Here is a 15881-nt window from a genome sequence, read left to right as displayed (position 1 = left end):
TGTGAGTCACTGTGAGAGGTAACTCGTTGATCACTACGCGATGGCCCACCCGCAGAGCGGGAACGACACGCCGCGGACCTGGACCGATGCCCTCAGCCGATTCCCACCACTCCCCGGGACTTACCCGCGATGCACCGCGCAGCTGCTCGCTCGGGTGGCGGTGCACCCCGGCGACGACGAACGGCTGGTCGATGAGACGTTCGAACCGCTCCGCGTCGAAGGCGACGCTTGCCATTCCCGAAGAGGCATAGGGGTGTTGCATCTCACATCAGTGTCTCGGTATGAGACAGGTAACGCGTTCGGACGAGCCACGGGCGGGTCGCACCCAACACGATCAAATCTCCGTGACCAGCTGAAATAGTCCGCTTCCCCTTCTGCGAGATATCCGGCGCAGGTGTCTCGCAATGAAACGGCTCGGGTGTGTCGCAGGTCGCAATGATCGTCCTCACAGCCCCAGCGGCAAGAACGAAGGAGATTCGAAATGGCCATTGAGCAACGCGATGTACTGATCGTCGGCGCAGGATTCGCGGGTCTGTATCAGCTCGACAAACTGCGCAAGATCGGTTACGACGTGCACGCGGTCGAGTCGGCCGGAGGCCTCGGCGGTGTCTGGTACTGGAACTGCTACCCCGGCGCCCGGGTGGACACGTGGGGCCCGATGTATCAGTTCTCCGACGAGGAGCTGTGGCGTGACTGGAACTTCTCCGAGCTGTACCCGGACTGGTCCGAGGTACGGGCCTACTTCAAGCACGTCGACGAGAAGCTGAACCTGTCCAAGGACATCTCGTTCAACACCCAGGTTACCGGCGCGGAGTTCAATGAGGACGCCAAGCGCTGGCTGGTGCACACCGAGAACACCGAGACCGGCGAACACAAGGACATCTCGGCCCGCTACTTCCTGCTGTGCACCGGATTCGGTTCAAAACCGTACATTCCAGAGATCCCCGGCCTGGAGACCTTCAAGGGCGAGTGCTACCACACCGCACGCTGGCCGCAGGAGGGTGTCGACCTGGCAGGCAAGCGTATCGCTGTCATCGGCACCGGAGCCTCCGGTGTGCAGGTAGCTCAGGAGTCCGCCCCGGTTGCCGAGGCGCTGACCGTCTTCCAGCGGACTCCGATGATCGCACTGCCAATGCGCCAGCGGAAGTTGACCGATGAGGAGAATGCGAAAGACAAAGAGACCTACCCCGAGCGAATGGCGCAGCGCAACCACCACTTCGCCGGCTTCGACTTCGACTTCCTCGACAAAGGCGCCGCCGACGTCACCCCCGAGGAGCGAGAGGCCGAGTTCCAGCGGCTGTGGGATATCGGCGGCTTCGTGCCGTGGCTGGGCAACTTCAACGACCTCTTGTTCAACGAGGACAGCAACCGCGCCTTCTACAGATTCTGGCGCGATGAAACCCGCAAGCGGATCACGCGCGAGGATCTCTGGGAGGATCTGGCCCCGACCGAGCCCCCGCACCCCTTCGGTGTCAAGCGTCCGTCACTCGAGCAGAATTACTTCGAGATCTACAGTCAGGACAACGTCAGCCTGGTCAACCTGCGAAACAACCCGATTGACCATGTGACCACCAAGGGCATCGTCACAGCCGATGGTGTCGAGCACGAGTTCGACCTCATCGTACTGGCGACCGGCTTCGACGCGGTCACCGGCGGCATCACTCAGATCGATATCCGCAATGCCGAGGGTGAATCGTTCGCCGACTCGTTCAGGGACGGTGCCCACACCGCTCTCGGCGCCGCGACCGCCGGCTTTCCGAATCTGATGTTCGTCTACGGCCCCCAGAGCCCGTCGGCCTTCTGCAACGGCCCGACCAACGCCGAGGCACAGGGTGAGTGGGTCGTCAACTTCCTCGATCACCTGATGAAGAACGATATCCAGCGGGTCGAGGCGACCCGCGAGGCCGAGCAGGTCTGGCAGCAGAAGATCGACGAGGTCTGCGAAATGGCGCTGTTCGACCGCGCCGCGTCCTGGTACATGGCCGCCAACATCCCGGGCAAGAAGGTGCAGATGCTCATGTGGCCCGCCGGCCTCCCGGCGTTCCTCGAAGAGGTCAACACCTCCGCAGCCAACGGCTACCCGGAGTTCGTCAAGGCCTGATCTCCGATGGAGGGGAGTCACCACGGCGGCTCCCCTCCATCGAGTGTCCCCACCTCAAGGAGCTCCTCGTGCAAAGCCTGATGATGGACGTACCGCTTCAGATCAAGACTCTGCTGTGGCGTGCGGAACGTCTCTACGGTCACAAAGAAATCATCGCCCGCACCGGCGACGCCTTCGATGCCTTCACCTTCACCGAACTCGGCCGGCGTGCTCGCAAGCTGTCGAACGTCCTTGCCGGGCTGGGCGTCACGTTCGGCGACCGCGTCGGCACTCTCGCCTGGAACACGGCCGAGCATCTCGTCGCCTACTATGCGGTCCCCTGTATGGGTGCCGTTCTGCACACCGTCAATACTCGGCTGTCCGACGATCAGATCGCGTACACCATCGCTCACGCCGGCGACACCGTCCTACTGGTCAGCAGTGACCAGCTCCCACTTCTGGCGCGTCTTACCGGTCGGCTCGCCGATGTGCGGACCGTCGTCGTGCTCGACGGCGAGGCACCCGCCGACGTTGAACTGGGTGTACCGGTACTCGCCTACACCGACCTGATGGCCGAAGCCTCCGACGAGTACGACTACCCGGATCTGGACGAGAACACCGCAGCTTCGATGTGTTATTCATCGGGCACGACCGGCGACCCGAAGGGCGTGGTCTACAGCCACCGCAGCACCGTTTTGCACGCCCTCGGGCTGTGCACCACCGGCACCATCGGGGTGAGCGAGAAAGAGCGATACCTGCTGGTCACGCCGCTGTCACATGTGAACTCCTGGGGCATGCCCTTCGCCTGTGTTCTGCAGGGCGCCACCATCATCCTGCCCGGCGATCACCCGGTGGGTGCGGATTATTTGAAGGTCATCGAAGACGCCGCACCCACCGTCCTCGTCGGGGCAGTCACGGTCGGTATGTTGATCCGCCGCGCACTGGAGGAGCACCCCGGCGACTATGACGTCTCTTCGTTGCACACGATGTGGCTGGGCGGTCAGGCACCTCCCGTCGTCGAGATGAAATGGTGGAAACAAGCTCACGGCATCCACATCACCCAGGCATGGGGCATGACCGAGGCCTCCCCCGTGCTGACCTTCTCCGGGCTGACGTCCACCAACCAGGACCTCGACGAGGACGCCAGGTTCGAGATCTTCAGCACGCAGGGGCAGCCGCTCCCACTCGTCGAGATCAAGCTGGTCCGCGAGGACGAATCCGAAGCGCCGTGGGATGGAAAGACCCCGGGCGAGGTTCTCGTCCGGGCACCGTGGGTGATCAGCGAGTACTACAACGATCCCCGCTCTGCGGGGAGCTTCTCCGACGGCTGGTTCCGCACTGGCGATATCGCGACGATGACCCAGGACGGCTATCTGACGATCGTCGACCGCGCCAAGGACCTGATCAAGAGCGGCGGCGAGTGGATCTCCTCGGTCGAGCTGGAGAACGCACTGATCGCCCACCCGAAGGTCATAGAAGCCTCGGTGGTCGGCGCGCCGGATCCGAAATGGATCGAGCGGCCCGTCGCCTTCGTTGTCCTGTCCGACACGGTTTCCCCCGACGAACTCAAGCTCTTCTTGAAGAAGCGATTCCCCTCGTTCTGGGTTCCGGACCGCTTCGAGGTCATCACCGAGTTGCCCAAGACCAGCGTCGGGAAATTCGACAAGAAACGGCTTCGCAACGAGTACGTCTGATCGCGTTTACACCTCAACACTCATCACTACCCCCGGAGGGAATGATGGTCACCGACCATTTCTACAGCAAGCTCAGCAGCGGCCACGGCTTTCTGGAGTCACCCCGCTTCCACAATGGCACCCTCTACCTGAGCGACTTCTTCAACGGGCGCGTCATCACGATGGACCCGACAACCGGCGCCTGGACGAAGATCGCAGATGTTCCCAACTCGCCATCCGGCCTCGGCTTCACCGACGACGGCGGGATCTTGATCGTCTCCCAGCACGACCACAAGCTGCTGCGCCGTGATCCCGATGGCACCATCACCGAGTTCGCCGATTTGTCCAAGTACTGCGGTGGCGACGCGAACGACATGTGTGTCGTGAACGGCCACTGCTACATCGGCAACTTCGGGTTTGATCTGGCCGGCGGCGCCGACCCCGAAACCACCAACCTGATCCATGTCACCCCGGATGGCACGGTGTCGGCCGAGCCGGGCGATGTTCTGTTTCCGAACGGCGCGGAACTGCTCCCGGACGGCACCACCCTGCTGCTCTCGGAGACCCTTGCGCACAAGATCTCAGCATTCCAGGTGCAGCCGGACGGCAGCCTCACCGACTACCGCACCTGGGCCCAACTGCCCGAGACCCACAATCCCGACGGCATGACCGTCGACTCCGATGGCGGCGTCTGGTATGCCAATGCCCTCACCGAGGGTCCCGAGAGCGGCTTCTACCGGGTGGAGGAAGGCGGTGAGATCACCGACCGGATTCTCGTCGAGAAGGGCTGGGGCGTGGCGCTGACCTTCGGCGGCCCCGACAACGACATCCTGTTCCTGGTCAACAACGACACCACACTGCCTGACTTCGCCCAGGGCCGGTCGGCCGGCTACGTCCTCACCGCGAAAGTCGGACGCCGCGGGGCGAACTGATCGTCTCCCGCCACTTCTCATCTCGACCTCCTCCCGAAAGGACCCCCATGTTCACCGGTCGCATCGCCAGATTCGACGCTCCTGGCCAGCCTTTCACTCTCACCGAAGCCTCTCTCGACGGCGTCGGTCCGGGTGAGATCCTGATCAAGGTCAAGCGCACCAACATCTGCGGCTCCGATCTGCACGCTTGGCACGGGACCTTCAACACCAGGGGTCTCGGCGGCCGGCTCCCGACGGTGCTGGGCCACGAAATGGTCGGCGCCATCGCTCAGCTCGGCGAGGGCGTCACCGCCGATTCCGACGGTCACACACTGTCGGAGGACGACCGCGTGGTCTTCCCCTATTTCTTCTCCTGTCACCGCTGCTACCAGTGCCTTCGTGGGCACCGTACCGCCTGCGAAAACCTGTCCATGGCGATGCTGGGACAGGCCGACGAACCACCGTATTTCGTCGGCGGCTACGCCGACTACTTCGTCCTGCCAGCCGGCGCCGTCGTGTACCGCGTCCCCGATTCGCTGTCCGACGACCTGGCCTCCGGTGCGAATTGCGCACTCTCACAGGTCATGTACGGCTTGGAACGGGCGAATCAGACCTTCGGCGACACGGTGGTCGTGCAGGGAGCCGGCGCACTGGGCCTCTACGCGGTGGCGGTCGCCAAGGCTCGCGGTGCCTCGCTCGTCATCGCCATCGACGGGGTCACCGAGCGGCTGGAGCTGGCGACCGCCTTCGGTGCCGACCACGTCATCGACCTCACCGAGGTGCCCGAGGCCAAGGACCGCGCCAAGCTGGTGCGGGGTTTGACCTCTGGCCGGGGCGCGGACGTCGTCGTCGAGGTCGTCGGCATCCCCGCCGCGATCAACGAGGGGCTCAACTTGCTCGGCCTCTACGGACGTTATGTCGAGATCGGCAACATCAACTTCGGCAAGACCGTCGAGTTCGACCCGTCCCGATTCGTGTTCTCCAACAAGACGATGATCGGCGTTTCGCTTTACGAGCCCGACGTCCTCTCCCGTGCGCTGCAGTTCCTCCAGGAGTGGCAGGACAAGATCCCGCTGTCCCGGCTCGCCGCCGCCACCTACTCACTCGAGGAGATCAACGACGCGTTCGCCGCAGCCCAGACCAAGCGCGACGTCCGCGCCAGCATCGTGTTGTGACAGACCGGGAGAAACGAATCATGCACGCACGCAACGAGCTCTACATCGACGGTGCCTGGGTCACCCCCGCAGAGCACGCCCGAGTCATAGAAGTGGTCAATCCGGCCACCGAGCAGGTGATCGGCCATGTCCCGCACGGGACTGCCGCCGACGTCGACCGTGCGGTCACCGCCGCCCGCCGCGCCTGGGACCCGGACGTGGATCTGGTCGAGCGACGCCGGCGGGTCGACTCGATCATCGAGGCGACCAAACGCCACCTGCCCGCTATCGCAGCCCTGATCACCGCGGAGATGGGCGCACCGATCCGCATCGCGGAGAGCGTCCAGACCAAGGTACCGCTGGCCGTCGCCAAAGGCATCCTGGAGGTGCTCGATCAGCCCGAAAAAACCGAACGCATCAGCAACTCGGTGATCCTTCGCGAGCCCTACGGCGTCGTCGGCGCCATCACTCCGTGGAACTACCCGCTCTATCAGGTGATCGCCAAGCTGGTTCCCGCAGTCGCGGCCGGCTGCACGATCGTCCTCAAGCCCAGTAACGAGGCCCCGCTGTCGGTATTTGCGTTCTTTGATGCCCTGCATGAGGCAGACCTGCCGCCCGGGGTCGTCAATCTCGTCTCCGGCCCGGGCCGTGTCGTCGGCGAGGCGATCGCCGGGCACCCCGACGTCGACTTCGTCTCGTTCACCGGATCCACCGGCGCCGGCGCACGTGTGGCCGAAGTCGCGGGTGCGGCGGTCAGCAAGGTCGCCCTCGAGCTCGGCGGCAAGTCGGCCAACGTCATACTCGCTGACGCCGACCTGACCGCAGCGGTGAAGGTCGGCGTCAGCAACGCCTTCCTCAACGGCGGCCAGACCTGCATGGCATGGACCCGGATGCTGGTGCCAGCCGATCGGTACGGCGAGGCCTTGGACATCGCGGCCGCGGCTGCCGCCAAATTCACTGTCGGCGACCCCACCGATCCGTCGACCCGCCTCGGACCGTCGGCCACCGCGAGCCAGTTCGAAACGGTGCGCGGCTTCATCGACCGAGCACTCGCCGCCGGTGCCCGGCCCGTCACCGGCGGCTCGGAGCGGGTTCTGTCACCCGGCTACTATCTGGCGCCGACCATCCTCGCCGACGTCGACCCGATGTCCGAGATAGCTCAAGAAGAGGTATTCGGACCCGTTCTGGTGGTTATACCGCACACCGGTGACGACGACGCGGTGCGCATAGCGAACTGCACTCCGTACGGGCTGTCGGGGGCAGTGTGGGCCGGTAGCGACGAGCGTGCCGTTTCCGTGGCGAAACGGATCCGCACGGGACAGCTCGACATCAACGGCGGCGCATACAACCCGCGCGCCCCGTTCGGGGGGTACAAAAAGTCCGGATTCGGTCGCGAACTCGGACCGTATGGCTACGAGGAGTTCCTGCAGATCAAGTCCCTGCAGATGCCGACCTGACCGGTTGCATCCGGCGATGTGGTCGACGTCTTCGAAGGATGTCGAACACCACCACCACGTGATCAAGCTGATCTGCTCACGCCGATCGGCCAACGAAGGATTTCACCATGACTTCCCCACTTACCATCACCAGTTCCGGTGCCGTCCAGACGTGGACGATCGACAATCAGGGCGTCGGTAATGCCATTACCGGACTGGATTTCATCGAGGCCTTCGAGCGTGCCGTCCACGAGGCCAACCGGAGTACCGAGGTGCGCGCGGTAATCCTCACCGGTGCCGGCAAGATCTTCTCATCAGGCGGCAACGTCAAGGAGATGGCTGACGCGGAGGGGATGTTCGGGCTCGACCCGCGGGCCCAGCGACGTGCCTACGTCGATTCGATCCAGCGAATTCCGCGAGCCCTCGACCGCCTGGAGGTCGCTATCATCGCTGCGGTCAACGGCCCCGCCATCGGCGCCGGCTGCGACCTGGCGATGATGTGCGACCTGCGAGTGGCGTCCGAGAAGGCATCCTTCGCCGAGAGCTTCGTACAGATCGGTCTCATTCCCGGCGACGGAGGCACCTGGTTCCTTCCACAGGCGATCGGTTATGAACGAGCGGCGCTGATGACCCTCACCGGCGAACGTATCGACGCGGCCACCGCCAAGGAGTGGAACATGATATCCACGCTGGTCCCGCACGACGACCTGCTCTCCGCGGCGATGGACATCGCCGAACGCATCGCTGAGAACCCCTCGGAATCGCTGCGGATGGCCAAGCGGCTGTTGCAGGAGTCGAGAACAAGTTCGCTCGAGACCGTGCTCGGCATGGCTGCCGCCATGCAGCCACTGGCCCACCTCGACCCCGAGCACACGGTCCGGCTGGAGAGGTGGCGGACCAAATGAGCATTCCGCCCAACGTGGGGCGCCTGGTTCCGCCCACCTCCGGTGATCCGGCCACGACCGCTGCGCTCCGCACGAAAGTCCGCGAATTCCTCGCCGACCAGCGCGCGGCCGGCCACTACACACCACGTGTTGACAGCTGGCTGTCGGCATGGGACGAAGACTTCACCCGAGCCCTGGCCGACCGCGGCTGGCTCGGCATGACCGTGCCGAGCGAATACGGGGGCCACGATCGATCCTTCGTGGAACGATTCGTCGTGACCGAAGAACTACTCGCCGCCGGCGCGCCGGTTGCGGCCCACTGGATTGCCGACCGGCAGATCGTCCCCTCACTGCTCAAATACGGCACTGACGAGCAGAAGGAGAAGTATCTGCCGGGCATCTCGCGCGGCGAGGTCTTCTTCGGCATCGGCATGAGCGAGCCGGACTCCGGCTCGGACCTGGTCAGCGTCCGCACCACGGGTACCCGAGTCGATGGCGGCTGGCGGATCAACGGATCGAAAGTATGGACGTCCGGAGCGCATCAGGCCCACGCGTTCATCGTCCTGGCGCGCACCGCGCCTGTGGATGCGACGAACCGCCATGCCGGTCTCAGCCAGTTCCTGGTCGATCTGGACTCGCCCGGAGTGCAGGTCCGCCCGATCATCTCGATGAGCGGCGAGCACCACTTCAACGAGGTTTTCCTCACCGATGTCCTGGTTCCCGACTCCCAGGTTTTCGGCACCATCGGTCAGGGTTGGGAACAGGTCACCTCGGAGCTGAGCTTCGAGCGCAGCGGCCCCGAACGCGTGCTGTCGACCTTCCCGCTGTTGGCGGGGCTGACCGCGATGGACAACGGCCCCGAGCTGGGTCGGCTCGTGGGTCGCATCGCAGGACTGCACCAGATGTCGGCGGCCGTGGCCGGTGCACTGGAACGCCGCGAACGGGCGGACGTGGCCGCCGCGGTGGTCAAGGTGCTCGGCACCAGCACCGAAGGCGATATCGCCGAGGCCGCCGCGCTGCTGACCGGCGACGAGAGCGACGACGACTGGAAGAAGCTGGTCCACACCGGCCTGGACCAACGCCCCGGTTTCACCCTCCGGGGCGGCACCAACGAGATACTGCGCGGCGTGATCGCGCGGGGATTGGGATTGCGATGACCATGATTCCCGATGTCGAGCCCGACCTGTCGGACCTAATGCATGCGGTCTTCGCCAAGCACGCCGGCAAGCATGCCGCCGGTGGGCCGACCGCTGACAAGATCCGCGAGCTCGATACCGCACTATGGGCGGAGCTCAGCGAGCTCGGTCTGACCCGGCTCACCGGTTCCCCGGAAACCGGTGGGAGCGGGGCCAGCTGGCTGGAGGCCGCCGAGCTGCTGTCGGCCGCCGCAGCCGCCGGCGTCCGAACCCCTGTCGCCGAACATGACCTGCTCGCCGGCGCTCTGCTGGAGGAGGCGGGCCTGCCGGCCGATGAGAAGCTCCGCACCGTCGCCATCCTCGATCCCTCGGGCATGGCGTCGTCCGTGCCGTGGGCCTCGGCCGCCGAGTCGATCCTCGCTGTGTGGCACGCCGGTGACCAACGGTTTATCGCCGACGTACCCGCGTCGTCGTTCAACATCATGGCCGGTACCAACCTGGTCGGGGAGCCGCGCGATCGGGTGCAGATCGACCTCGACAATATGTCGGGCACACCGATCACCGACGACGCGGTGGAGCGATATCTACTCAAGGGAGCGCTCACCCGCGCCATCATGGTGTCGTCGGCACTGGACCACGCGCTGGCGCTGTCTTGCGAGCATGTCACGGCCCGCACGCAGTTCGGTCGCCCATTGGCCCGGTTCCAGGCGGTGCAGCACCTGATCGCCGACGCGGCAGCCGAGTGCGCGCTGGCTCGCGCCGCCACCGAGGCGGCGCTGGCTGCCGCGATCCGCAGCGACGACTGGTCCGGCGGCGACCTGCTCTTCCGCATCGCCGTCGCGCGCTCCTGTGTCGGCCACGCCGCGACCACGGTCGTACGCAACGCCCACCAGGTCCACGGCGCCATCGGCACCACGAACGAGCACTCCCTACACCGGTATACCCGAGCCGCACTGGCGTGGCGGGCCGAGTTCGGTTCGGTCACCTACTGGGACCGCCGCCTCGCCGCTATCGCCGGCGCCGCCGGCCCGGAAAACCTCTGGCCCCTGATCGCGGACTGACCATGCCGCCTGGGCACGTTCGCGGATGTCGCCCGAAACAATTGGGCTGTCTAGACCGTTAGGTCGGTGCCGTTGGAAATGCCGAGTGAACGCAGCTTGCGATAGAGCGTGGCACGGCCGATACCGAGCACCCGCGCGGCCTCCGCCCGGTTGTTGTCGACACTGAGCAGGGCGTCGATGATCAGGTCACGTTCGGACTGCTCCATCGGCGTCAGCTTGCGCCGGTGAGCCCTCTTCATCAGCCACCCCGGGAGATCCGAGACCTGCAGCTGGCTGCCCTTCGCCTCCGCCAGCGACACGGCGAGCACGTCACGTAGCTCGGCGACGTTGCCCGGCCAGGAATAGCGCATCAGCACCTGCCGTGCCGGCATCGCGCAGGTGACCACCCGATCAGGCGCGATCTCGGCGAGCAGCTCCGGCACGATATCGACGATGTCGTCCGGCCGCTGGGCCAGCGGTGGCAGCCACAGTTGATGGGCGAAGCCGGCGATCGTACGCACCACGGTGTCGCGCGGATCATCGGTGCACGTCACCATCAGCCGCAGCGGGCCCTCTGCGTTCCGCACCAGCTCCCCGAGTTCGGCACGTACCGGGACGGTCAGCTTGTCTATCCGCCGGACGATCACGGATTCACCCGCGGCGAGCGCACTGCGGCAGCGATCCGGCAGCGAGCTGTGCGAGGTACCCCGCTCCTGTTCCGCATCGAAGATCCGCAGCCCGCCGCCGCGCATCGACGCCAGCCGCTTCGCGGCCCATAGCTTTCCGGTGCCGTCCTCGCCGGTGAACGCGACGGGTTCGTCGTTGTCCGCCAGCTTGGTCATCCGCTCGATCAGTTTGTTCCACTGAACGCTGCGTCCCGCCTTCGCGGGCTCGGAGCTCCGAGTCCGGGGGGTGGTGAGCGGCGACGGCCTCGACCGCGGCGTCAGGTCTCGTGCCGCCCTCTGGGTGAACTCGGGATTCAGGCGCAGGACCACTCCGGCATCGATGCCGGAGTGCTCCACGATGAGCGTCATCCGAAACGAGTAGCGGCCAGCCGAGAGTTCGGCTACTCCCGTGTCGCGGCGATGCCGTGCCGCGATACCCGCCAATTCCCACAGCATCGCCTGATCGGACGCGTTGACCTGTTCCGCCGCCGAAGTGTTGGTCAGGAACATGTTGGGTCGCATCCCCACCACGGGGCCGCGGTGCACCCGGGATGTCTTGACGAAGCACTCCAGCAGCGCCGACTCCGACGCGGACGCCTGCTGCGCGAAGCGGGTCTCGATGTGCTCAGCGACCTCGACGAGCAGGGAGGTCATGAGGGGATTGAAGTCTGTGGCAAGGCAGCTGAAGTCGAGGACTCCCTCGATCGTGCCCCGGACCGGATTGCGAATCGGCACCCCGACGCACGCGAACGGGAACAGCCGCTCCGCGAAGTGCTGCTCCCCGCTGATTGTCACCACGCGCGCTTCCTCCAGGGCGGTTCCGACGCCGTTCGTGCCCGCGAATTCCTCGGTGAAACCGAAGCCCAGCGCGATGCGCGCGTTATCGAGCGGGCCGTGCAGGGACTTCGCCCCGACCCAGCGGTGGATGATCCGGGCGTCGGGGTCGGCGAGCAGCAGTGCGTGGCGCATGTTGGACATCGTGCCGACCAGTCGCTCCAGCACCGGCTCGGCCGCCCGGAAGAGCCTGCTGTCGTCATCGATGTGGTCGTCATAGGGGAGGCTGAGCTCAGCCTCCCGCGCCACGCCGCAGGCAGAGGAGCGTAGCCAGGACCTCTCGATGACCGGGTCCATCCCGGTTTCCGGATCCTCGGCGAGGAACGTACTCATCGACAACACACCCTCTCCAGCCTGCGGCATGCATCTCCAACTCATCAATTGTCCAGATCGGTGGCCCGGTCGCCAGCTCGTCGTGAAACAGCCACTACTTGGCAACACCCCCGGGCACTTCCGGTCTCAGGAATCGGCCCACTTCGCACCACAGAGCGCGTAGACCATGGTGCAGACCTCGTTGCTGCGGTTGCGCCACGCATGCCGGGTGCCGCGCTGCACGACAATCGTTCCCGGGGTGATCAGCTGCTCCTGGCCGTCATCGAGCTCGAGGTAGATCTCGCCCGACAGGCAGATGCCGTAATCGATGGTCTCGGTCGTGTGCATTCCGGGATTGGCCTCCTCGAACGCCCCGATGAGACCCGGCTGCGCCGCCTCCGAATCAGGCGCGTCTCCGTCGCTGTCCGCATCGTCAGCGGCGCCGGCCGGCGGCCAGTGCACGACGCACAGCCGGGTGCCGGTGCCCTCGGGGAAGAAGGGGGCGAACACCGGCTCGTCGCTGCCGCCCTTACCAACGGTCACCGAACCGTCGTCAGGGGTTCCCCAGACGTTGCCGATGTCCATGCCGCCCGCCGCGGCGAAACGCGGCGTTCCAACCGAGGTGAAGACCGCTTTGCGTTCGTTGTTCACTCCGGTGACAACGCGGGTGATGCTCATCTCTGCCATCTGCTGATCGCTCCTCTTGCCAGTCTCTGACGCCACCCCGGCGCCCGATGTGACCAAAATTACAAATGATCGGAACTACCACGGTGTATCACTCTGAGACACTGCCGCGAACAGAGTGCCTTGGCAGTGGTGTGCAAACGCAACAGACACCCTGCCGAAGTCCGCCGCCTAGGGTTTGCCGCCGCACAGAAGATCACCAAGGCCGCACCCCCGGCCACGAAGCTGCAACGTCGGACGTACCTGGTTGTCGCCGGACACGGCTACTACCAACTGCTCGCCGCCTTACAGCTCATCCTCGCGCTCGTGGGCGGGTTCGCTCGTCGATATGAACCGCGCGCACTTCGCGCAGCAGCCACCGGAGTCACCGCAGTCGCCGAGACGGCCAGCCACGATGTGACGCCCCCGTCGAGCTAGCGCAGCCGAGGACGATCACCGATGCCGACGACTGTGCGACGAATCAGCACATTCGTACTTCGCACGAACACCGAGCACTTTAGTCTCGTACTCCGGTGGTTAAGGCGCACTTTGGAACCGGCAACACTGGCCCTGGTGGACGTCGTGACTCTGCGGTGCTGACATGCGTTCCTACCTTTCGTTGCCGTCGTTGCCGCGTGCGCGGTCGCGACCTGCATGAGTGCGTGGGGACGGGTCGAGCGGCGCGGGAATCGGTGACCCTGGACGCCTCACGGCCTCGGACGGTGGTGCGGCGTTGTCGAGTGCGACAAGCCGCCGCGACTCTTCCTGCTCCGGTGTGAGTGTCGATGTCGTCGTGCGACCCGGCTCCGTCGACCCTTCGACGCGCGCGGAAGCCGGCACCGACAGCCGCGGCTGTTGGGGGGCGTGGATGGTCGCGAGCTCGGTCCGCACGGCGTACTCGATGTCGAGTGCCCGTTGCAACTCACCTGCCGCGCGATGCGCTTCAGCGATCGCCTCCATGGCTTTCATCAACTGCCGCAGCAACAGCATCGCGGACACGCTCTTCGGGAGATGCCCACTGGTCTGCATCACAATCAGTGCGGCACCACCGGCAGACATAGCTCCCTTCGGTGCCCGGTACGCCCGGTGCGCCGGAAGCTGCGCGGACCGAGCGAGCTGACGCGCCGCCGCGGCCAACGGTCCGGGTGTCGGTTCGATCTGCGCGGACCACGCCGCGAATACCCCGGCGGTACGGCCGGCGGCGCGTGCCCACTGTGCCCGGTCCTCGAGCGGGATGGACCGCAGGTAAGCGTTCCACTTTCCAATGTCCGCGGTGGCCCGGTCGAGCAGCTTCGGGTCGAGTTCCTGACTCTCACGTCCGGCTCGCACCGTCGGCCGGTCGCGGCGAGCCGCGTTCCACTCGTCGACAGCCGCCGACGACGCTTGTGGGCTGTCCTCCCACTCGCTGCGCAACCGCGGCAAGGTCAGATCCTTGGCGAGATGTCCTCCGCCGTAGAACACCGGCGTGTGCCCAGCAGCCGGCCGAACAGCGACCTTGTAGCCGACCACGACGTCGCTTCGCCCCGACGCGAAACGCGGCCGCACGACCAATCCCTGCCCACGCAGACGGCGCACGAACTCCGCCTCCGACTTCGACGCAGTCGCACACGCCCGGACGCGGCGCGCGAGAAGTTCGCGATCCAACTCGGGGGCACCCTCACGTTCGGCACGATGCTTCTCGGCCCGGTGGTAACCGCGTTCGCCTGAACCGGTTTCACGGGAGGCAATGACCGCGAGTCCGTGCTTGCGCTCGAGTTCGCCCGCGAGCTCACTCGCGCGCTTCTTCGACCGCCACAAGTCGACCTTCGTACCGTCCTCGCGCACCACGGACGCCGCGATGTGGATGTGGTCGTTACCCTTGGTGGACACACCGTGCCGCACCGCCGCCCAGCGGGCGGGGGAGCGGCCGGAGGTCTCGGTGAACCCCATGCCGTCCATGAATTCCTGCGCGATTGCGCCCCACTTCTCGTCGGTGAGCTGCCCCTCGTCGGCGTGCAGCGACAGCGAGCAGTGCCACACGTTCGCATCCCGCCACGGGTCGATCGGGTCCCGGACCTTCTTGCCGTGCGAGTCCCGCACATCCTCGCCACTATCGTTTCGGAGGTAGTTCGGTTCGCGGACCTCGGTACCGAAAACCCGGCGCGGCTCATCGATCTGGCGGGCAATCGCGATCGCGTCCTGGTGCGACAACTCGTTGTCGTCGTGCCACGCCATGATCGCCGGATCTCCCGCCACCAGGTGCGGGTCGGTGTGCTCGTTCGACCGCCCCGGGCCCTGTAAATACGACAGCAGACCGGTCATCTTCTCACCGCTGGAGATCTTCACGATCATCGCGCGTCGAACTCCTGCAAAATGCCGTCAATTCGCATCGCGACCCGGCGCACCTCGCCGAGTGTGACCCCGAGATTCTCGGGCAGATCCCCGGTGGCGTTGGTGGCCTTCGCCATCTGGCTCCGCCGGTGCTCGATCAGTTGGCACGCAGCGCCTGCGTCGTGTGCCCGATCATGAAAAGGCACAGGACGAGCGAAGCGAGTTCCTTCGCGCGGTTTCCCGGCCGCCCCCACCTGTGGTGCGGACCCGATTGTGGGTGCCTGAGATCAAGCGGAGCGGGACAGAGAATCTCGGGCATCCACATGAGGACCAGGGCGCTCCGCACTTGTGGTCGGCCGGCGCCCGAACGGGCTGACAAAGGGCCGCGCTCCGCGCGTCCGACGCGACTTCACAGCGGGGGAGTTGTCCCCAAGTGGGCACCGGGCTTAACGGCATTGGGCACACACGACATTTCTCCGCTCCGCTGTGTCGTGTGCACACAACGCCTACCCGGACACCCACCCGGGGACAACAGAATCCGAGCGCGAATCGACTCACGAACACACCGCGTGTACGGCTCGAGATTCGCGGACATCGTCTATACGATCGACCGCATGGAGAACCAGTCGCTGGAAACCGAATTCGCCGCTCTCGATGATAGTGCCCCGTGGAGTGGTGGACTTCGGATCGGCTCGCGGTATGCGCGGTGATCAACGAGTCGCGGTGAATACTATGCTGTTTCGCTCGGGCCGGTCAACGACAACGCTGGTTCGGTAGCGTGCT

Annotated in this window: 12 protein-coding genes; 8 read left to right on the top strand and 4 right to left on the bottom strand. The window is 65.5% G+C overall.

Annotated elements, in window-relative coordinates:
- Positions 1-262, bottom strand: a 262-nt coding sequence (locus tag G6039_RS30345; protein ID WP_206531395.1) for a hypothetical protein, incomplete at its 3' end; no start/stop codon positions are given.
- A 219-nt stretch (positions 263-481) separates the two neighbouring features.
- Between G6039_RS30345 and G6039_RS27485 the strand changes: the two genes are divergently transcribed.
- The 8 genes from G6039_RS27485 to G6039_RS27450 all read left to right on the top strand — a co-directional run bounded on the left by G6039_RS27485 (position 482) and on the right by G6039_RS27450 (position 10335).
- Positions 482-2101, top strand: coding sequence for a flavin-containing monooxygenase (locus tag G6039_RS27485; protein WP_043800669.1), 1620 nt, complete (start codon positions 482-484; stop codon positions 2099-2101).
- A 68-nt stretch (positions 2102-2169) separates the two neighbouring features.
- Complete coding sequence (locus G6039_RS27480) at positions 2170-3774, top strand: long-chain fatty acid--CoA ligase (protein WP_200868119.1); 1605 nt, start codon at positions 2170-2172, stop codon at positions 3772-3774.
- 41 nt (positions 3775-3815) lie between these two features.
- Complete coding sequence (locus G6039_RS27475) at positions 3816-4685, top strand: SMP-30/gluconolactonase/LRE family protein (protein WP_235194091.1); 870 nt, start codon at positions 3816-3818, stop codon at positions 4683-4685.
- Between the two features lie 47 nt (positions 4686-4732).
- Complete coding sequence (locus G6039_RS27470) at positions 4733-5839, top strand: zinc-binding dehydrogenase (RefSeq protein WP_043800677.1); 1107 nt, start codon at positions 4733-4735, stop codon at positions 5837-5839.
- A 20-nt stretch (positions 5840-5859) separates the two neighbouring features.
- Positions 5860-7275 carry an aldehyde dehydrogenase family protein gene (locus G6039_RS27465; RefSeq protein WP_043800680.1) on the top strand — a complete coding sequence of 472 codons (1416 nt, stop codon included), beginning with the start codon at positions 5860-5862 and terminating at the stop codon, positions 7273-7275.
- Positions 7276-7382: 107 nt separating this feature from the next.
- Positions 7383-8159 carry an enoyl-CoA hydratase-related protein gene (locus tag G6039_RS27460; RefSeq protein ID WP_043800683.1) on the top strand — a complete coding sequence of 259 codons (777 nt, stop codon included), beginning with the start codon at positions 7383-7385 and terminating at the stop codon, positions 8157-8159.
- Positions 8156-9295: an acyl-CoA dehydrogenase family protein gene (locus G6039_RS27455; protein WP_043800685.1), complete on the top strand. Its 1140-nt coding sequence runs from the start codon at positions 8156-8158 to the stop codon at positions 9293-9295. The genes G6039_RS27460 and G6039_RS27455 overlap by 4 nt, the downstream gene beginning before the upstream one ends.
- Positions 9292-10335, top strand: coding sequence for an acyl-CoA dehydrogenase family protein (locus tag G6039_RS27450; RefSeq protein WP_043800688.1), 1044 nt, complete (start codon positions 9292-9294; stop codon positions 10333-10335). Before G6039_RS27455 ends, G6039_RS27450 begins: the two co-directional genes overlap by 4 nt.
- A gap of 50 nt (positions 10336-10385) precedes the next feature.
- On the opposite strand, the gene G6039_RS27445 is transcribed toward G6039_RS27450, so the two are convergent.
- The 3 genes from G6039_RS27445 to G6039_RS27435 all read right to left on the bottom strand — a co-directional run bounded on the left by G6039_RS27445 (position 10386) and on the right by G6039_RS27435 (position 15119).
- Positions 10386-12146 (bottom strand): sigma-54-dependent Fis family transcriptional regulator, encoded by a 1761-nt coding sequence (locus G6039_RS27445; protein ID WP_161780448.1) that lies wholly within the window; start codon positions 12144-12146, stop codon positions 10386-10388.
- Positions 12147-12272: 126 nt separating this feature from the next.
- The gene (locus tag G6039_RS27440) at positions 12273-12812 is read right to left on the bottom strand and encodes a cupin domain-containing protein (protein ID WP_051446107.1); all 540 of its coding nucleotides are present in this window, start codon (positions 12810-12812) and stop codon (positions 12273-12275) included.
- 585 nt (positions 12813-13397) lie between these two features.
- On the bottom strand, positions 13398-15119 hold the full coding sequence (locus G6039_RS27435; protein WP_043800693.1) for a relaxase/mobilization nuclease domain-containing protein: 1722 nt from the start codon (positions 15117-15119) through the stop codon (positions 13398-13400).
- Positions 15120-15881 lie beyond the last annotated feature (762 nt).

It is taken from the genome of Rhodococcus aetherivorans (assembly GCF_011058165.1).
Taxonomy (GTDB): Bacteria; Actinomycetota; Actinomycetes; order Mycobacteriales; family Mycobacteriaceae; genus Rhodococcus; species Rhodococcus aetherivorans.
This window is presented reverse-complemented; position numbering and strand designations above follow the sequence as displayed.